Below are 17,641 nucleotides of genomic sequence, written 5' to 3'. Positions count from 1 at the left end.
GGGGCAGGCGCGCCGCACCGCCTCCATTGCACCGGCCCTGATTCAGATCAGGCCAATGCGTTCAATACAGGCCAGCGACGCGCCTTTCGCTTTCAGCGCGCCAGCCAATTCAGCATAGGCGCCATCGTCCAGCTCCTGGCGCCAGGCATGCGGCAGCAGCACGCGGTCGCCCGGCGCCGCTTGACGAAGTATCAACTCCGTCTTGGCCTCCCGGCCCTCGACCGTATCCACGCGGCCCGCATGCCATGCGGCTGAGCAGCCGCTGGCGATCAGGCGGCCGCGCGGCACGAACTCGCGGCCGCGCGCCAGGCGGTCGGCCATCACCAGCGCCAGCTGGTACGAGCTGCCCTGGAAGCGCGTCTGGCTGAAGCGCACCACGGTGCGCCAACGTCCCAAGGCCCGCCCGTCGAAGTGTCGGGCGCCGCCCAAGGCTTGGCGCACCGCCTGCTGGGCGGTCAAGTCCAGGCCTGGCGCGGCGATGGTGTCTTCTTCTTCGCAAGTCTCTTCGGCTTGCAAGGGGCGCACGCAAACCTCGACCCAGGCCAGGCTGTCGTTGATGCCGCCGCTATGCAGGGGAAACCAGGCACGCGCGCGGGATAGCGCGCCGGCCGGATCGGCGTGGCCGTGCAAGGCGCCGATATGGCTGAGCTGCACGGCCGCGCTGTCCGCCACATCGACACTGCCACCCAACAGCAGCTGGCATTCTTCCCGTATGTTGGACCCGCGGCCAGCGTTTGCAAGCCGCTGCCCACCGTCCAGCCGGCCCAGATGCCAGGCGTCGGACCAGCCATACGCCGCCACGCCGCCCGCAGGCGCCAGCCACACGCCGCGCACCATGCGGTCGGCCAGCACGGCGGCCAGCTCCCAGCCGCGCTCCCCCGCCGGCGGCGCCGGCTCCAGGCTGAGCACCACCTGCTCGCGGCTGTCGAACAGCACCTCGGTATGGCGCGCCAGCCGCACCACTTCCTGCATGCGTTCACTCAGCATTGGCGCTCCCGCGACCACGCATTTGACCTCGGCGCGGTTGGCGCGCGGACGGCGGGTGGCGGTGATCCGCAGCAGGCGGCCATCCGGCAGCGGACAGAAACACTCGGCGCTGCCGGCCGCAGCGTTTGAAAGGGGGATGGACAGGGTGGCGGACATGGTCATAGCGAAGGCTCGATACGCGGCAATTCGTAGATGCGGGCGGCGCCCGGCGCTTCCGGCCCATCCTGCGCGGCGCGGCGCTGCTCCAGGCTCAACTCCATATTGGCGAGGATGCGGTCGGCATCGTCCAGCAGGGTGGGCATGGCGTCGGCGGCGGCCAGTTTCAGGCGCGCCAGCAAGCCCCAGGCTTCGTCCAACGCCGTCACCGCCTGCAGCGTGCCGCCGCTGCGGCGGCGCTGGCGCGCCGCGGGCAAATGCTGGCCGGGCGCGGCCATGGCCAATGCCGGCATGGTGTTGACGTCCAGCGCCAGCAGGGCCAGTCTTTGCAGCAGGCCTTGATGCACCAGGAACAAGCCCTGGCCTTGGGGCAGGTCGAGCATGCGCAGGCCGCCGCTCAAGGCGGGCAGTTCCAGGAAGAGGCGGCGCAGCGCGGCCGCATCGTCGCCCGCGCAGGGCGCCTCGGCGGGCGCGCGCGGCGCCGGAATCGAGGCTGAGACGGCGCTCGTCACGCTGGACGCCGGCAAAGCGGCCGATGCCGGACCGGCAGCGGTGGCTGGCTCCTGGCGAACCGGCTCCGGCTGCGGCTCTGGCTGCGGCTCCGGCCTTGGCGCCGCGTCGGCGCTTGCGCGCGCGCGCAGGATCGCGGCAAAGTCGATGCCGTCGCCCAGATCGACCGGCATGCAGTCCTCGACCGTGATGCCGAAGCGGATGTACAGCAATTCATTCAGGCCGGCGCGGAAAGCCGTCCATTCCTCCGCCGAGGTGCAAGGCGGCAGTTCCAGCCGGCCCTGGGCCAGCGCCAGGCGCAGGCTGTCTTGCACGGCGGCGGCGAAAGCCTGCACGCTCAAGGCCTCGCCCTGCCCGCCTTCGCTGGACAGGAAAAGGTCGAAACGCTGCTGGCTCACGCGCGGGTCGGGCGCATCCACCACAAAACCTAGGCGCAGGCCCAACTCCGGCGCCAGCGCGAAAGGCGCCAGATCCACGCTGTAAGGGCCGGGATGAAAACACCATGCGCTTTCCTTCTCGCCGCAGACCAAGCGCTGCGCCGCGCCGCCGGCGCGAAACTCGGGCAAGCGGCGCGCCTGCCCGCTCTCGCCGAGGATCACGGCGGTACAGTCCGGCGGCACGATGCTGCCACCAGCCAGGCGCATGGCCAGCACGTCCTTGCCCAGCCGCGCGGACGCTGCCTGGTCATCGTGGGCGGCAAGGCCGCGCCGCAGGCGCTGGAACAGGCTCATAGCGCAGGTTCCACCGCTTCGATGGCAAAGACCGCGCCATAACGCTGGAAGTGTTCGGCCGGCGCGTCGGCATGGGGCCAGGCGCGCTCGCACTCGCCGTCCGTATCCAGCCGGCCCTGCAACAGCACCGCGCCGCCGCCATCGCTCACGCGCAGCAGCGGCAATTCGCGCATCACGCGCGATGCAAAAGGCGCGTCGGCATGCAGTTTCAGGATCACCTGCCAGCCCGCTCCCTGCGCCAGAAAATGCAGCGACCAGCAGCCGTCGTCCGTCACCAGTTCGTCGAGCGCGGCGGCAGTGGCGGCGGCGCGCAGCATGCCGTGGCTGCGGCTCCATACCGGATCGTTGGCGGCCACCGGGCCGGCGCTGCACGCGCGCCGCTCCAGCGCCAGATGGCGGAAGCGGCGCAGCGTCAGCGGCGATGCCTGCAAGGCCGCCAGTTCGCCCGGCGACAGCGGCCGGCTGCCATCCAGCGCGGCCAGCAGCACCGCGTCGGCCAGCAGCAGCCGGTCATCCGGGGCGGTGCGCGCCAGCATCAGGCGTTCCTGCAGTTTTTGGTCCGGCGATTTCGTGTCCAATTGCTTCTCCTTCATGGCTGCAGGGCGCCTTGCGCCGCGTACAGCCGGTCTATCGCTTCATTGCGCCGCTTGCGCAGCGTGGGGACCGAAACCTGGTCCAGGGTGGCCAACTGGCCTAAAGTGGGCAGCTCGCCGGTTGCCGGGTCGAGCCATTCGTCCGGATAGCTGTCGTCGGCAGCGCCCAGCAGCTTCTGATACACCGCCAGGCGCACCGGCAGGCTTGCGCCTTCGAGCAGCCGGTTCAAGGGACTGCCGCGATCCTGCGCGGCGCCCGCCAATTCCATATAGCGGAGGGGCAGGGAAAGCGCGGCGGCGGCGGCTTCCCAGGCGGCGCGCACGGCCTGCGTCAGTTCCGGGTCGGGCGCGGCATCCTCGTCCGCATCCTCCTCCGGCGCGCCCTCCCGCTCCTCATCATCGTCATGCTCGACCACCAGCAAACGGTCGGGCTCCGCAAACGCGCCCTGCGCCTGCGATTCAGCCACCACGCGCCAGTAATCCTCCAGCCATAGCGCGGCTTCCTCCGCGTCGCTGGCCCAGGCGGCCGTGTCCTGGTTCGACGACAGCTCCGCGTAGTCGCCTATTTCGGCCAGCATGGCGCCGATCTTCTCCGGATTGTTTTTCAGGCTGGCGAAGCGTTTGGACTTGGTATGCAGCGGCCCGGGCGCGCCAGTGAAGCGCTCCAGCGTTTCACTCCAGCGTATCAGCCATTCGGGCCGGCAGCCACCGATGCCGCGCATCTGCCGCACTTCGATCGGAATGCCGTCACTCACGCGCCCCAGAATCGCGCCGACCTGCCCGGCATTCTGCGCCCAGTTGGCGAACAGACGCTCGATCTCACCGAAGGCGGTATCTAGCATACGGTAGGTATAAATCTTGTTGGGCGAGCAGGAACGGCCGGTGGCAACCTGGTAATTGTCGGCGTCTACCTTGTCGCGCAGGGTGGCGAACATATCGTTGACCTTTTTGCGCAGCATGGCGTCGCCCGCCGTACCGGTCCAGAAAGCCGGCACGCGCGCATGCTCGGACGCCACGGCGGCGGCGAAGGCGCTCCAGAACGCGGGCTGGACCTGCAATTCATACAGCAGGCTTAATGACAGCTCGGCCACGCTGTCGCCATAGCTGTTGCCGGCCACCTCGCCGCGCGCGCTGCGGGCGGCACGGCGCAGCAGGACGGCCATCGCATCGATGTACCAGTCCAACAGCGCAGCCTCCTGCGCGCGATCGAGCAAATGGTGCATCTCGCAGTGCTGGAAGGCTTGCAGCGAGCAATGCCCCAACAGCTTGCGCACCTGTTCCCAGCCATGCTCCTGATACCGGGTTCCTGGCAGCCGCATACTATCCTGTTGATAAAAATACCATCATCGGTCCATGGACAATCGCATGGCTGCCAATGGTCGTTTGCATAGCATGGCACAGAGCAGGCCATATCATTCGGCGCGGCACAGGCTTATTTCCCCCTCTTTTCCACGTTCTGGTTCGCCAGGCTGGCCAGGATGGCGGCCAGCACCGGCGCCGCATGCTCGCCGCCGCTGCCCGGCGAATGGCTGATGAAGACGGCAAACGCCAGCCGACGCTGCTGTTTCGGCAGGCTGCCCGGCTCCAGCCATCCCGTAAACCACACCGTCCCTTCCTGGTCCGTGACCGGCGCGGTGCCGGTTTTGCCATACAGTCCAGGCTTCAGCGCGGCCAGCGCGGCGCCGCCAAACGCCGAGGCGGCCGTGCCGCGCTCCACCACGCCCTTCATGCCGGCGCGGATGCGGTCCAGCCGCATCTCCAGGCGCGCGCCAGCCTCGTTGCGCGCCTCCTTGCCGTCCAGCTGCAGCAGCAGGCGCGGGACGACGACGCGGCCCTGGCCCACTGCGGCGGAAGCGAGCGCCATTTGCAGCGGCGTGGCCTGCATGCGCAGGCCGATGGCCATCTGGCGCAGCTCGTGCCGGGTGTGGATCGGGTCCATATGCGCAGGCGTGGACTGTAAGGCATCATACGCCTGCCAGTTGAAATCCGGCGGCAGCAGTCCACCATCCAGGCGCAGCGGCTGTTCGAAGCCAAGCAGGCGCGCCGCCGCGACAATGGGACGCACGCCATCCAGCGCCCCCGGCTCCAGTGCCTGCAAATCCGGCGCGCCGCCCTCGGCGCGACCGAACAGGCTGCGGTCACTCAATTCAGCCGACCAGGCGAACCAGGTATTCAGGCTGTACGTCATGGCCTGCGCCAATCCCAGTTTGCCTTCCTGGGCACGCCGGTCCAGCCCTTGCTCGCGATAGTTGGTGACGCGGGCCTGGTGCGCCGAAGCGGCGGCGGCGGGGTAGCTGGCGGCACTGGTTTCAAAGGCAAAACCACGCTGGCGCGCCACGCCGTTCAGCGCCGCCAGCGACAGCCCGCCTAGCATCGCGTCCATCTGCGCATCCTTGCGCGCGGCCATTTCCAGGCCAAGGGCCGTCACCACCTTGAAGGTCGAGCCGGGACTCTGGTGCGCGCCGCCGTCGTGCTGCAAGGCGGGCAGACGCAAGGGGCTGCGGGCCGGATTGGCACGGTCGAAATCGCGGATTTCGGCCCAGTTGGCGCCATTCGCTTCTCCCGTACCCGCGCCGGCGGCGGCCAGGATATCGCCGTTTTCAGCATCAAGAATCACCAGACCGGCGCGGCGGCCCGCCGGAGTTTCGCGTGTTGCGCTGCATGCGGCGCCGTCCCAGCGTCCATGGCGCATGCCGGCGCAATCGAGGATGCGCTGGCTCAAAGCCTGCAAAGGCAGATCGAGCGTCAGACGCGCTTCGCCGCCCTGCGGCAGGCGCGCCAGCATGCCGGCGATACTGCTGGCATGGCCCGGCGCCAGTCCCAGCATGGTCGCCAGCCCGGCGTCCCTGGCGGCGGAGGTGGATGCGCCGTCGGCCCACAGCAGCGTGCCGTTGCGGTCTTGCAGCCGGACGGCGGCGATGGCCGCGCCCTGCCCCTTATTGAACGCGGCAGCGCCGGGATTCGCTCCCACGGCCGCAGCCGGCGCTGCCTTCCCCGCCGCCACGCGCACCGGATCGGGCAGGCGCTGCCAGACCATGCGGCCGCCGCTCACCCGCAGATGGCGATATTGTTGATCGACGCTGGTGGCAGGGAGAAGCGGCTGCACGTCCAGCGCCACGCTGCGCGCGCCGGCTTGCAGCGTCAGCGTCAGGATTTGCGCGTCGTCCGGGCGGCTGCATGCGCGGCCATTGCAAGCAGGATCGGCGCGCAAAGCAGCGCCGCTAGCGGCGCTGGCCCGGCCCAGCAGCATCAACCGCAGGCGCTCGCCGCCACCCGCGGGGCTGGGCAAGTCCAAGGTCAGCCGCAGCGGCTGGCGCACCAGCGCCGCCGGCCATTGCAGCACGCGCGACCACGGCGCCCAACCCTGCGGCAGATCGGCAAACAGGCGCGCAACCAAAGGCGGCATCGCCTCGCCCGCCGGCAAAGGGCTGCCACCCGCCGAGGCGCGCCATTCCGGCCCGCCATCGGCCGCGCCCTCGTCTGGAACGCGCCAGGCCAGCAAGCGCCGCTCGCTATTGAAAATATCGATCTGCTGGCGCACGTAGACGCCATCGGCCTGGCGGTAGAGGCGCTTGAGCAGACTGCGGCCCTCCTCGTCGAGCTGCACCTGCCGCCAACGCGCCAGATCGGCCGCGCGCGCGGAATCGGGCGCTGCGCGCCACAGCGCCAGGTCGCGCGGCACGGCGTCAATCCCGCCGTCGGCGTCCAGACGCACCAGCCCCCGGGCCAACAAGGCGTCGAACAGGGTTTCATCTTCCAGCGCGGGCCGTGCCGTGCCGGGAATCGCATAGTCGCCGGCTGGCAGCCATGCGCTGACCGCCTTGCCGCGCGCCGGGAAAGCCACGACCAAGGCTTTGGCGGCGGCAGGCGCAGCGGCCCCGCTGTCCGCGCCGTCGGCAGCCCGGAACAACTGCACCACCAGCTCCCCTGCCTGCGGACAAGCGCCGCTGACGCGCCGCTCGACGCGCAAGGCCTGCGCGCCCCAGACCAGCCAGCCCTGCTGACGCAGCCCCACCTCGCCGCTGACGCCTTCAGCCGGCTGGCCCAAGCTTGCGTCGCTGAGCCAGCGCGCCGCGCCTTGCCTGGCGCGCCAACTCAGTTTCAGCGGCTCGCCCAGCGGATCGGCGAAGTCGGCGCGCGCCGTACCGCTAAGCTGCACCTCGGGCATCGCGTCCGAAGCCTCGTCCGACACCAGCAGCACATTGCGCAGCGCCAGCGGCACGCCATCGTCCCGGCCGCGCCCCACCCAGCGCGCGACATCGGCAAAGCGGTAGCCGATCCGCAAAGGCAGCAACCGTCCGCTCTGCGCATCGCGCATCTGATGGCACAGGTCCACGCGCTGCGCCGGCCCCGCGCGCAAGCCCGAAACCATCAGCAGCGCTCCATTCGCTTGCAATTCGATAAAAATACCCGCCACCGACGGCACATTGAAGCGCGCCCCGGGCAACACCGTTTGATAGATATTTGCCGCCTGCTGCTGTGCCGCCGCGCCGGCCGTGCTCACGCTGGACTCGCCCAGCCGGCGCGCATGCCAGACCAGCAACGCCGCCCCGCCCAGGACCAGCAGCAGCGCCCCTGCCGTCCACCAGCCCCAGCTCCCGGCCGGCGCCGCTTTCATTGCGCGCCGCGCCGGACTCCCAACCTGGCGCCGCCCCGCGCGCAAATTGGCGCGCCGGCGCCATATGCGGCCGGCATGGCCCGGCCAGTTCAAGGCCTGGCGTAAAAGTGTGAAGAAACGTGGCATGGCGCCCCCGCGACAATGTACTCGGCAAGCCTTAGCCGGGGGATGGGCAAATGTGGCGAAAGCGGCATCATTCGTCGCTGTCTTTTTGCATCTCGCACCGCAAAAACCACAGCTCGTCGCATGCGCGTGGCGGCCATCCCTGGGTTTGGGTACAGTGAGCACATAGCAAAACTACTCACAAGGGAGAAGCAATCAAATGAATACGCTGAAAAACTTTGAAGCGATCTTCGTCATCGCCCTCGGCCTGGCCTGCGCCGCCACCTACGTTTTCGATGCAAAGCCCGTGGTTGCAGGCGCTCCGGCGCGCAGCCTGCCAGCCCAGGTAGCCAGCGTGGCGCCCGATATGCAAGTTGTCGTGGTCAGCGCCAAGCGCCCGAATGCCGAGCAAAAGAAGCAATTGCTGCAAGATGAACGCAAGCCGCTGAGCCAAAGCACGATCTGAACGCGGCCACATGCGGCAATGCAGCAAAACTCTGTAGCAAACTCTGGTCATTTGTAAAAAACTGCATCAGATTTACCCTCCGCCACTGGCGCTTGATATAGTGAATTCAGCGCACTAGCAACTGGAGAGTGAATCATGATCAAGCCGACATTTATCGCCGCCGCCCTGCTTCTCGGCTCGGCCGCAATGGCGCCCGCCGCGATGGCGCAGGTCGACGTCAGCATTGTTGTCGGCAACGCGCCGCCACCGATGCGACTGGAAACGATGCCGCCGCCGCGCTCCGGCTATATCTGGGCGCCCGGCTACTGGAACTGGGACGGCTACCGCCACGTATGGTTGCCCGGCCGCTGGGAAACGGAACGCTACGGCATGTACTATCAGCAGCCGGTCTGGATTCACACCGGCTCCGGCTGGCGCCTGGACCGTGGCGGCTGGGTTACGAACCGCATCAGCGGCCGCAGTTACGTCGCCCTGCCCCCGCCGCCGCCGCGCTATGAACCGGCGCCCGGCTACTGGGACTATCGCGGCAATACCCAGGTCTGGATCGACGGCGGCCGGCGCCCGCACAACGGCGGCCACTGGAGCGACCATAACCACGGCCGCGGACATGGACGCGATGGCTGGCGCGACAGCGACCATGACGGCATCCCCAACCGCTACGACCGTGACCGCGACAACGACGGCATTCCCAACCGCCGCGACCGCGACCGCGATGGCGACGGCGTGCCAAACCGCCACGACCGCCGCCCCGACAATCCGCACCGCCGCTAAGCCAAACCGGCGCGGCATGTAAAAAGGGCCATCGCTGGATGGCCCTTTGCCGTTTACTTCGCCTGCGGCAGTCCCGGCTTCAGGTATTTGTCGAGGAATTCGACCATTTTTCCGTTCGCCTCGATCTGGTTCTTCTTCTTGCTGAAGCCATGGCCTTCGTCATCGAAGACCACGTATTCGACCGGCACCTGGTTCTTCTTCACCGCTTCCACAATCTCGTCGCTCTCCGGCTTGATCACGCGCGGATCGTTCTTGCCCTGAATGACCATCAGCGGCTTGCGGATATGCTTGGCGTGGAACAGCGGCGAGGTCTCGATCAGGAACTCCTTGTCCTTCACCGGATCACCGATTTCCGCATACAGGGCTTTGCGCTGCGCCTCCCAGTAAGGCGGAATCGATTCCAGCGTGCGCACCCAGTTGCTGACGCCGAAAATATCGATGCCGACCTTGAAGGCCTCGGGGCGGAAGGCGAGCGCCGCCAGCGTCATATAGCCACCGTAGCTGCCGCCCATGATGCCGATGCGGTCCGGATCGATATAGCCAAGGCTGGCCAGATAGGTTTTCGCCTCCACGCAATCCCACAGCGGTTCGCGGCCATGCTTGCCGTCGTCGGCGGTGTAGAAGGTCTTGCCGTAACCGCTGCTGCCCCGGTTGTTAATGCCGAGAACCGCATAGCCGTTATTGGCCAGATACTGGAATAGCGGGTTGTAGCCGCGCCGCGTCTGTCCGCCGGGACCACCATGCACGAACACCACGGCCGGCACCCTGTTCGTCAATGAAGCGCCCTTCGGTTTGAGGAAGATCGATGGAATTTCCACGCCGTCGAAGGACTTGAAGCGCACCACTTCCGCCTCCACTAGGTCGGCGGCGTCGATTTCCTTGTTCAGGCTTCGCGTCAGCTGGTTCAGCTTTTTCGCGCGCAGGTCGTAGACGAAGAGATTGCTGGGCGAGCGGTCGCCATTCACGTAGAAGGCCAGCAGATTGCCGCTGTCCGAGAAGGTGGCGCCGCGCATTTCGCCGCCCTCCAGCTTGGGCAGAGGCAGCGGCTTTTCCTGTCCCCCTTCGACAATGCGCAGTACGATGGTGCCATCGTGATTAATGGGCGTGATACGGAAGCGGCCATTGTGCGAGAAGTCGGTTCCCATCACGTCCCAGCGTGCTTTCTCATGCTCGCTTACCTTGCCGCTGGCCAGGTCATAGGTACGCAGCGAAGTAAATTCGCCGCCATCGTTGGAGGTGAAAAACAGCTTGCTCGACGCCGGATCGAAGGTCGCGGTGTTATAGCTGGCCGTGCCCTGGTGCGGCGTGATGTGTTTCGTCTCCTGGCTGGCGACGTTATACAGATAGATATCGCTGTCGGCCGTGGTATTCGGCTTGTCCAGCGCTATCCATTTGCCGTCGCGGCTCACATCCACGGGCCGCAGGCTGCTCTCGGTCTTGTAAAGCAGGCTGCGTTCATACGTCTTCGCGTCGTAGCGGTACAGGTCGAAGTATTTGGGATCGCGCTCATTGGTCTGCACATAGAAGGCATTGCCATCTTGCGACCAGCCGGCGAAGGCCGCTTTCAGCTTCTCGCCCGGCGTCAGGTCTTTTTCCGTGCCATCCAGTTCGCGCACATACAGGTGGTTCTGTTCATCGCCGCCCTTGTCGCGCGTGAACAGGACGCGGTCGTCATGGCGGAAGTAGCTCACCGCGTAGTGGCTGTCCACGGTGGATTTGGTCAGCGCCACCGGCTTGCCGCCGCCCACGGGGATCGAATAGACGTTGAAAATACCGCTCTCGTTGCTGCTGAAAAGGATGTTCTTCTCGTCGTGGCTGAAGCTTGCGCCCGAAATGGAAGTCGTCGCCATGAACTGCTCGATGCTGTACTTCTTGGGAGTCTTTTGAACGGAACGCGCCACGGAGGCGGCCTGGGAACTGATTGGGGCAAATGCACACTGCAACAACAAGGCCAGCGCAGTCAGTCGCGCGGCACGGTGGATTAAGCGCATAAACAATCTCCTGTTAGGATACGGGTGAAAGCGCTTCATAGTCTTGCAAGATCGAATACTGTTGTCAATAAACTTATCAGCATGACCTTATCTGTATTACCGCCAAATCCGCGCCGGCTGGCTGCCACTGAACGCGCCCGCGCCGAAAAGCTGGCGCGGCAAAAAACAAGTCTGGATACCTCCCCCACCGCCTGGCGCGCCTGGTTCGACGGTTCCGCCCATCCGAATCCGGGCCGCATCGGCATTGGCGGCCTGCTGGCCGGTCCCGCCGGCGAACGGATCGAAATCAGCAGGCGCGCCGGCCATGGCAGCAGCGGCGATGCCGAATACCTGGCCCTGATCGCGCTGCTGGAAACGGCCGTGCAAATGCGGGTGCCGGAGCTGCTGGTACATGGCGACAGCCAGGTGGTGATTTACGACGTGCTGCAGCAGGCCGCCAACGCCAAGGGGCTGGAAGCGCACCGCGCGCGCGTCACCCAGCTGATGGGCCTCTTGTCGCAAGTGGCCCTGCGCTGGATACCGCGCCATAGGAACAACGAAGCGGACCGCCTGTCACAGCAGGCGGCCGTTCTCGGCGACTGACTTACCAAGGCAGCGGCACGGCTTCCCCGTTCGCATGCTCGCCGTAGTACAGCGAAGGCAGGAAGCGGCTCAGGTAGGTAAACTCGGTATAGCAATGGCGCATCAGACTCAGGCCCAGATTGTCCGGCACCTCGTCCACCGGCTGGGCGGCGGATAGGCCGAGCAGAAAGCGGCTGCGCAGCACGCAGCCAAAGGGCGTATCGGTGGCGATATGCAGCATATGGCCGTCCTGCGGGTCGCCATCCTCATCGAGCTGAATATGGTCGCCGAAACCGATGCGGGCATACACCGCTGCCGCCACATCGCCCTGGGCATAGGCTTGGCGCAAACGGTCCGGCGCGAAAGCCTCTTCCGGCGCGTGGAATTTCAGCTTGGCCGCCACCGGCGGAATGTCACACAACGATTCGACGGCGTGGATCGATGCGCCGATATAGCTCTCCCCCTTCTTCCATTTGCTGTCCCAGCCGCGGTGCTCCACATGGTCATGCGGGTGCCACCATTTGATGTGCTGGGTGGTCTCGAAATACTTGAACCACCAGTCCAGCATGCGGCCCTTGCAGCCGTGCATATCGGTGCGTACCGCCACCACCAGTTGGCCGGCCGCATTGCGCGTGATGCCGGTTTCCAGCCGCACCGGCCGGCGTTCCAGCAGTTGTTCGATTTCGGGCAGATCCCATTGTGCTGCAGTGTGATTCGGTTTCATAACAACGCTCCTTCGCTTGTTGGGAAGCCGATTATATATTAAGGAAACGATGTACGTTTCTTTATTCTTCGTTGGGTTAAAATACCGGCAGGACGATTCAGGAGGCGGGAATGAGCGAAACATCTGCGAAACAGCGCGGCAGGCCGGCGCGGCCCGAGGAAGAAGTGGTGGCAGCGATGCTGGCGTCCACCACCTGGCTGCTGCTGAACCAGGGCTACGCGGCGACTACGATGGAGGCTGTGGCCAAACACGCCGGCCTGGCGAAGAAGACCATATACCGCCACGCCGCCAACCGCGAGGAGCTGGTGGGCCTGGTGGTGCGCCATATGACGGATGCTTTCGCGCCGCTGCTGCTGGAGGATGTGGGCAAAACCGGTCAGGTCTTTCCGGCCCTGGAACGCATGCTGCTGGCGATTGCGCGCAGCGTGCTATCGGCCGAAGCGGTCGGCCTGTTCCGCCTGTTGACCACGGAATTTCCGGGACGCGCCGAGATGCTGGCCATCTACCAGCGCAACGGCATCGAGCGCGGTACGGAAATGCTGGTGGACTGGCTGGAGCGCCAGCGCAGCCGCAAGCTGATCGTGATCGGCGAACCGCGCATCTTCTGCGAACTGCTGCTGGGGATGGCCATCGGCGAGCCGCTGCGGCGCATGGCCCTGGGCCTGATTTCGCCGATGCCGGAATGGGATGCGGCCGCGCATATCCGCGCCGCCTTGCAACTGGTCCAACGCACCGTTTAAACGGATTCCGAAAAATGCACTCTTCCGCTCAAGACCGTCTTGAAATCCAGGCCTTTCCCCGGGCGCTATCGGCTTACGCACCTGAACTGCTTTCCATGCTCAATGAAAACAGGCTAGGTGCGCCGCGATACTCATTTCAGGTCTATCTTGATGGAGAAACCCTGGTCATCCCCAGCCGCGTTTACTATCCGGCGGAAAGCCTGCTCGCTCTCGCAGTCAATTGCCAGCCTTCGCAAACCATGGCGCTCTGCCTCGGTACCCGTCATGCCGACGGCCACGTACGAGAAGCGTGCCTGCAACGTCTACTCACACGCGGTGAAAACTGGATAGCTCCCTACGTCATTCAACTGGTGGGCGAATACGTTATCGAGATTATCCAGAGGATAGACCAAGCCCTGCCCCTGCTCGACCAGTCTATGTATGCCAGATATCTGACACAGAATCCCGGCCATTTCGCGACCACCGCGCGCCGCGTGCGGAGCTACTGGTATTGCTATTATCGGGATCGCTATCCCGTATTCGAGGACTATCCAGCCACCCGTGTACTACAAGCCTTCGGCAATATGCGCGACGGAATTCATTGGGCGCAGCGCGAAGGATCCTGCGGCGGCAGATAAGCCCAGCGCACGGTGCGGCGCTGCTTCATATCGTTACCCCAGGCCAGTTGCCAGGTGCCCGTGGTGGCGGCGCCCGCGATCAGCGCCAGTTGTTCGGGCGGATTGACGGGACCGGCGCGGCCATCCTTGCTCTGATCGTCCAGCACCATCGCGCCGCAATTGCGCACGTCCTCGCGCCGCACCCAGGGGGATTTATGGTGGCTGCCATCGATCAGCACCGCGATGTCCGGCAGGCCGAAGGCGCGCAGATTCCCGCCCAGCCAGATGTCAGTAGCCACGATGCGCAGCGGCGCCGTGGTGTGCGTGCGCCAGGCCTGCTGCGTTGCCTGCGCCAGTTCGGCCGCCGGGAAATTGGCGCGCGTGGTGCGGCCGAAGTGTTCGGCCACCATGGACTTGCCCAGTACCAGGCCGGCGCATAACAGCACATGCACGCCCACCGTCAGCACCGTAATCAGCTTCAGTAGGCCCGCCGTCGTCACGGGACGCAGCAACATCACCGCCAGCAGGCCGCTAAGCAGGAAGGCATTGGCGCCCCAGCGCGCCTCCAGGCGGGTGCCCGAGGCAAGTCCGAACAGGATCGTCACGACCAACGGCGACAAGGTGGCAATCCAGATAAACAGGCGGTCGCGCTGTTGCAAGGGCATCGCCTCTTTCTTTTCACGCGGACGGCGCCATGCCAGCAGCGCCAGCACCAGCAGCAAGGGCAGCACGCGATAAAGCTGGGTGACGAGGAAGGAAGCGACACTGCCCAGCTTCGCGCCGAAGCCTTGCAGCGGCAGCACCACCGACTGCGCATACTGGAACGGCGCGTAATCGTTCTGCTGCAACCAAAGCAGGTGCGGACTAAGCGTCAACGCACAGACGGCGGCGCCCAGCAGCAGGCCAATCAGCGTGCGACGGTGGTGCAGGCTGCGGTCCAGCAGCAAATACAGCAACAGGCCGGCCAACGGCATGACCGCCACATACTTCACCAGAATCGACAGGCCTGCGAAAAAGCCCGCGCCCGCCCAATACAGCAAGCTGTCGCGCCGCGTCGCCAGGAAGAAAGCCAGGGTCGCCGCCGCCTGGAACGGCAGCAACGCCGTATTGTGGTTGTAACTGTCGGCGCCCGCGTTGTGGTACAGGACCAAGGACGTCAGCAGCACCGACAACGCGGCCTGCGCCGGCGGCAGGAACTCGCGCGCCAGGCGCCAACTCAGCGCCAGCGCGATCACGATGGCCGCCTGCGCCATCATCAGCGGCAGCGCCACCGAAGGATCGGTAAACCGCAACACGCCGTTCATGATCCACGACGGCAGCGGCGGATGCTTCCAGTAGCCGCCTTCGATGGCGGCGCCCCACACCAGCTGCTCAGCCGAATCCAGCTCGGTCGAACTATATGCCAGCCCTGCCGCCACGCCCCAGATCAGGATCTGCGCCAGTCCGAGCACGATCAGCAGATTGGAAAGACGACGGCCGGAAGGCAGCGCTGCGGCGGGAAGAAACATTGATTGCATATTGATTAAGCATGGGTAGAGTCGCATGTATCGTAATGTATCAATCGCGCCGAGGCCAGAAAAATAGGCGCCGCGGCGCCTTTTCTTCATCGACCGTTAAGTCAAGACCACGATGACACGGACTTGCAAATGAGTTAAAGTTTCAATAAATATCTTCAATATTTGGCAATATCAACATGCTTCCCACCCTGCTCCGCACGCAAAGACTGGTTCTGCGCGAACCGCGTCCCGAGGACGCCGCTTTGATTTTTGAGGCCTATACCCAGGATATGGACGTAGCGCGCTATATGGTCTGGCGGCCGCATAAAACGCTGCGTCAAACTAAAAATTTCATCGAAGGCTGCATCAACCGGTGGGAGAGCAATCAAAGCCGCCCATATATCCTGGCGCTGGCGGAGCGTGAAGACGTCCCGATTGGCATGCTGGATGCGCTGGTTTTCTCGCATACAGTGGACATCGGCTATGTATTGGGCCGCCAATATTGGGGCGCGGGCCTGATGCCCGAGGCCATTGTGGCTTTCTGCGATGCCGCCCTCGCCCTGCCGGACTACTTCCGCATCCAGGCCACCTGCGATACCGAAAATCTTCCGTCGGCACGCACGCTGGAAAAATCCGGCTTCAAGCGTGAAGGCCGGTTGGAACGCTATATCGTCCACCCCAACCTCGGTCACGAACCACGAGCATCGTTCATGTATTCGCGATGCAAATGAGCTAGGAATTGATCTATTTACACTCTTGCATTAGTTCAAAGCTGGTCGTCTGCCACCAGTGGCGAGGCCGGAGACTGCTTGCGCCTACGGCCCGTCACCGTTATTTCCAGCCATTGGCGAGCACGCCATTCATCACTGCTAGGTGAACATCGACTATGGCTTGGTGATATTCAGCAAGTCTATCCTTGGTCATAGGTACGGTTTTGCCAATCCATTCGGACAAATGAGGCGCTCGCTTAACATCGTTAGTCCCGAGCCGTCCATACCGATGGACAATAACATTACGTACCATGGAAGCCTCGTTATATTTGGCTGCAACTTCAGGCTCTACTTTCAAAGTGACGCCCAACCATCCAAATAAAACAGCAAGTCTTGCAGAGATGTCCCAGCCCCCATCCGCAGTTTTCTCTTTCGCTTTTTGGTCTAGTTTCTGCGCTATCTCAAGACATTTTTCGTTCACCCATGGCCAATCTTTCATGTCATATCGTCCAACGGAAAATTTTGAAGCAGCTACGTTGGCAGCGTCCTTAATGGTTTCAAGAATAGCTGCTATGACATTCTCGGTACCAGCTTCTTGAGCGGACCATTCACTTAGAAAGGTGAGCGTGTGAATTTGATGATAACTCTCGCTACGAATCTCTTTCGCCCATCGTATGGTATCGTCAGCTTGCGCAATAAGGCGAGCTAAGATTTCTTGGTCGGTGTTCCACTTAGCACCTTCCTGAGCGATAAGCAGCTTATGAAGGTGACCGAGCCCTTCTGTCATCTGGATACAGTCCGCGATGTAACCCGGAAGAAAACGGTCCCCGATGAGAAGAGAGCCAGTCTCGTGAATGCAATAAAGTATTTTGGCACTTTCAGGAGTTGCGATTTTCGGTCGTTGCAACTGAACCATTAACTACTCCTTTAAAGCAAACAATTTCTTCACAGATTTCCTTATTTATTACAGATACATCCGGCGGCTATTGGCCGATAGTACGCGTTCGTGCAAGCGACGTCACCGCGAACAGGAGCCCCACGACCACCAAAGTACGAAACCTACGATAGTTTCGACCACAGTCAGAAACTACGCGCTTCCAAACATTTTGGCAACACAAGCATCGCACCCCTTGAGTGCAACCAACACGCCAAGAAATCCAAGAGTCACGATTGGTAGTGAGAGGAAGGGAAAGAATTTATATTCTTCCTGTCCGAATAGCATCCAGGTTACAAATGCCGCCCCCCCTCCCATTACAAGAGAGCAGATGAACAGCGCGGGCCGTTTCCATTTCGCTTCACGCAGCGCCCCCCAAAACGCAATAAGATCCACAACCCTGCAGTAATTGCACCACTTAGTCATTTCCGCTGCCGCTCCAATGTTTTTTCGCGAAAAGATCGCTATCCGTACCCAGCGTCAGCTCTTGGCCGATTTTGTCTTCGCTATGCTTGAACGTCAAGGCGCTTGATTTCAAAGTCAACGTAGCCATCACCAAGTACATTACTAAGTTCGATTAAAAACCCGTTAACCTCAATAAGCCCTTCGGCCTCATCGACGACGCGGCCCCGGCCTTTATATGAATACGGTCCGGTGCGCTCTATCCATTCGGAGGATAGCGCCTCTATTTCCTCGGCTGGCCAATCGTGAAAATAAGCGGCACTTGCACTTCCCTCCAAGGTGGAAAAGCGGTTCTCAACCTCATCTCCAACGCGCAGCCCACAAGGCCAACAGAAGGCCACGACTTGTCCTTTGCCACTGTCCAGCGTGACAGACGCACTCTCATCTTCGGGTGCGTATGCGGTGGTCAAGAAATTTCGGACACAACAATAGGTTCACGCACTGCCATTTTCCGTTCATAGACGGCGGGCGACAGATTGCCCAATGCTGAATT

The 17,641-nt window shown here is 63.7% G+C and carries 16 protein-coding genes; 6 read left to right on the top strand and 10 right to left on the bottom strand.

Translation table 11 applies throughout. The annotated features are described in order from the left end of the window. Positions 1–42 precede the first annotated feature (42 nt). From FHS03_RS20975 to FHS03_RS20955, 5 genes are all read right to left on the bottom strand, one after another. A complete protein-coding gene (locus FHS03_RS20975) occupies positions 43–1,149 on the bottom strand; it encodes a hypothetical protein (RefSeq protein ID WP_229426329.1) in 1,107 nt (368 codons plus the stop codon). Then, positions 1,146–2,384 (bottom strand): hypothetical protein, encoded by a 1,239-nt coding sequence (locus FHS03_RS20970; RefSeq protein ID WP_183442879.1) that lies wholly within the window; start codon positions 2,382–2,384, stop codon positions 1,146–1,148. Before FHS03_RS20970 ends, FHS03_RS20975 begins: the two co-directional genes overlap by 4 nt. Beyond that, positions 2,381–2,962 carry a hypothetical protein gene (locus FHS03_RS20965; protein ID WP_307729561.1) on the bottom strand — a complete coding sequence of 194 codons (582 nt, stop codon included), beginning with the start codon at positions 2,960–2,962 and terminating at the stop codon, positions 2,381–2,383. Before FHS03_RS20965 ends, FHS03_RS20970 begins: the two co-directional genes overlap by 4 nt. Before the next feature lie 11 nt (positions 2,963–2,973). Further along, positions 2,974–4,296, bottom strand: coding sequence for a hypothetical protein (locus FHS03_RS20960; RefSeq protein WP_183442877.1), 1,323 nt, complete (start codon positions 4,294–4,296; stop codon positions 2,974–2,976). Between the two features lie 113 nt (positions 4,297–4,409). After that, positions 4,410–7,595 (bottom strand): penicillin-binding transpeptidase domain-containing protein, encoded by a 3,186-nt coding sequence (locus tag FHS03_RS20955; RefSeq protein ID WP_229426328.1) that lies wholly within the window; start codon positions 7,593–7,595, stop codon positions 4,410–4,412. Positions 7,596–7,917: 322 nt separating this feature from the next. Between FHS03_RS20955 and FHS03_RS20950 the strand changes: the two genes are divergently transcribed. Both FHS03_RS20950 and FHS03_RS20945 read left to right on the top strand, forming a co-directional pair. Continuing rightward, complete coding sequence (locus tag FHS03_RS20950; protein WP_183442875.1) at positions 7,918–8,163, top strand: hypothetical protein; 246 nt, start codon at positions 7,918–7,920, stop codon at positions 8,161–8,163. A 135-nt stretch (positions 8,164–8,298) separates the two neighbouring features. Next, positions 8,299–8,934: a hypothetical protein gene (locus tag FHS03_RS20945; RefSeq protein ID WP_229426327.1), complete on the top strand. Its 636-nt coding sequence runs from the start codon at positions 8,299–8,301 to the stop codon at positions 8,932–8,934. Positions 8,935–8,987: 53 nt separating this feature from the next. On the opposite strand, the gene FHS03_RS20940 is transcribed toward FHS03_RS20945, so the two are convergent. Beyond that, positions 8,988–10,784 (bottom strand): S9 family peptidase, encoded by a 1,797-nt coding sequence (locus FHS03_RS20940; protein ID WP_229426326.1) that lies wholly within the window; start codon positions 10,782–10,784, stop codon positions 8,988–8,990. Positions 10,785–11,006: 222 nt separating this feature from the next. Between FHS03_RS20940 and FHS03_RS20935 the strand changes: the two genes are divergently transcribed. Beyond that, entirely contained in the window at positions 11,007–11,507 is a 501-nt protein-coding gene (locus FHS03_RS20935; RefSeq protein WP_183442873.1) for a ribonuclease HI family protein, read from the top strand. Between the two features lies 1 nt (position 11,508). Here the strand turns inward: FHS03_RS20935 and FHS03_RS20930 are convergent, their stop codons facing one another. Next, positions 11,509–12,210, bottom strand: a complete 702-nt coding sequence (locus FHS03_RS20930; protein WP_183442872.1) for a DAPG hydrolase family protein — start codon at positions 12,208–12,210, stop codon at positions 11,509–11,511. Positions 12,211–12,320: 110 nt separating this feature from the next. Between FHS03_RS20930 and FHS03_RS20925 the strand changes: the two genes are divergently transcribed. Continuing rightward, positions 12,321–12,950 carry a TetR/AcrR family transcriptional regulator gene (locus FHS03_RS20925; RefSeq protein WP_183442871.1) on the top strand — a complete coding sequence of 210 codons (630 nt, stop codon included), beginning with the start codon at positions 12,321–12,323 and terminating at the stop codon, positions 12,948–12,950. Positions 12,951–12,964: 14 nt separating this feature from the next. Then, positions 12,965–13,567 (top strand): hypothetical protein, encoded by a 603-nt coding sequence (locus FHS03_RS20920; RefSeq protein ID WP_183442870.1) that lies wholly within the window; start codon positions 12,965–12,967, stop codon positions 13,565–13,567. Here FHS03_RS20920 and FHS03_RS20915 read toward each other — a convergent pair. After that, complete coding sequence (locus tag FHS03_RS20915; RefSeq protein WP_183442869.1) at positions 13,528–15,054, bottom strand: glycosyltransferase family 39 protein; 1,527 nt, start codon at positions 15,052–15,054, stop codon at positions 13,528–13,530. The two genes, FHS03_RS20920 and FHS03_RS20915, sit on opposite strands and share 40 nt — an antisense overlap. Before the next feature lie 185 nt (positions 15,055–15,239). Between FHS03_RS20915 and FHS03_RS20910 the strand changes: the two genes are divergently transcribed. Beyond that, entirely contained in the window at positions 15,240–15,773 is a 534-nt protein-coding gene (locus FHS03_RS20910; RefSeq protein WP_183442868.1) for a GNAT family N-acetyltransferase, read from the top strand. 100 nt (positions 15,774–15,873) lie between these two features. On the opposite strand, the gene FHS03_RS20905 is transcribed toward FHS03_RS20910, so the two are convergent. Next, complete coding sequence (locus FHS03_RS20905) at positions 15,874–16,668, bottom strand: hypothetical protein (RefSeq protein ID WP_183442867.1); 795 nt, start codon at positions 16,666–16,668, stop codon at positions 15,874–15,876. 524 nt (positions 16,669–17,192) lie between these two features. After that, complete coding sequence (locus FHS03_RS20900; RefSeq protein ID WP_183442866.1) at positions 17,193–17,558, bottom strand: hypothetical protein; 366 nt, start codon at positions 17,556–17,558, stop codon at positions 17,193–17,195. Positions 17,559–17,641: the final 83 nt, after the last annotated feature.

The organism is Pseudoduganella violacea (genome assembly GCF_014191875.1).
GTDB lineage: Bacteria > Pseudomonadota > Gammaproteobacteria > Burkholderiales > Burkholderiaceae_D > Rugamonas > Rugamonas violacea_A.
Note: the sequence above shows the minus strand (reverse complement) of the source record. Positions and strands in the feature narration are given on the sequence as shown.

What these genes read in the sequence shown, in the direction of transcription:
- FHS03_RS20975 (WP_229426329.1), bottom strand. Translation starts at nt 1,149, where the DNA reads ATGACCATGTCCGCCACCCTGTCCATCCCCCTTTCAAACGCTGCGGCC.
- FHS03_RS20970 (WP_183442879.1), bottom strand. Translation starts at nt 2,384, where the DNA reads ATGAGCCTGTTCCAGCGCCTGCGGCGCGGCCTTGCCGCCCACGATGAC.
- FHS03_RS20960 (WP_183442877.1), bottom strand. Translation starts at nt 4,296, where the DNA reads ATGCGGCTGCCAGGAACCCGGTATCAGGAGCATGGCTGGGAACAGGTG.
- FHS03_RS20955 (WP_229426328.1), bottom strand. Translation starts at nt 7,595, where the DNA reads ATGAAAGCGGCGCCGGCCGGGAGCTGGGGCTGGTGGACGGCAGGGGCG.
- FHS03_RS20950 (WP_183442875.1), top strand. Translation starts at nt 7,918, where the DNA reads ATGAATACGCTGAAAAACTTTGAAGCGATCTTCGTCATCGCCCTCGGC.
- FHS03_RS20945 (WP_229426327.1), top strand. Translation starts at nt 8,299, where the DNA reads ATGATCAAGCCGACATTTATCGCCGCCGCCCTGCTTCTCGGCTCGGCC.
- FHS03_RS20940 (WP_229426326.1), bottom strand. Translation starts at nt 10,784, where the DNA reads ATGGCGACGACTTCCATTTCGGGCGCAAGCTTCAGCCACGACGAGAAG.
- FHS03_RS20935 (WP_183442873.1), top strand. Translation starts at nt 11,007, where the DNA reads ATGACCTTATCTGTATTACCGCCAAATCCGCGCCGGCTGGCTGCCACT.
- FHS03_RS20930 (WP_183442872.1), bottom strand. Translation starts at nt 12,210, where the DNA reads ATGAAACCGAATCACACTGCAGCACAATGGGATCTGCCCGAAATCGAA.
- FHS03_RS20925 (WP_183442871.1), top strand. Translation starts at nt 12,321, where the DNA reads ATGAGCGAAACATCTGCGAAACAGCGCGGCAGGCCGGCGCGGCCCGAG.
- FHS03_RS20920 (WP_183442870.1), top strand. Translation starts at nt 12,965, where the DNA reads ATGCACTCTTCCGCTCAAGACCGTCTTGAAATCCAGGCCTTTCCCCGG.
- FHS03_RS20915 (WP_183442869.1), bottom strand. Translation starts at nt 15,054, where the DNA reads ATGTTTCTTCCCGCCGCAGCGCTGCCTTCCGGCCGTCGTCTTTCCAAT.
- FHS03_RS20910 (WP_183442868.1), top strand. Translation starts at nt 15,240, where the DNA reads ATGCTTCCCACCCTGCTCCGCACGCAAAGACTGGTTCTGCGCGAACCG.
- FHS03_RS20905 (WP_183442867.1), bottom strand. Translation starts at nt 16,668, where the DNA reads ATGGTTCAGTTGCAACGACCGAAAATCGCAACTCCTGAAAGTGCCAAA.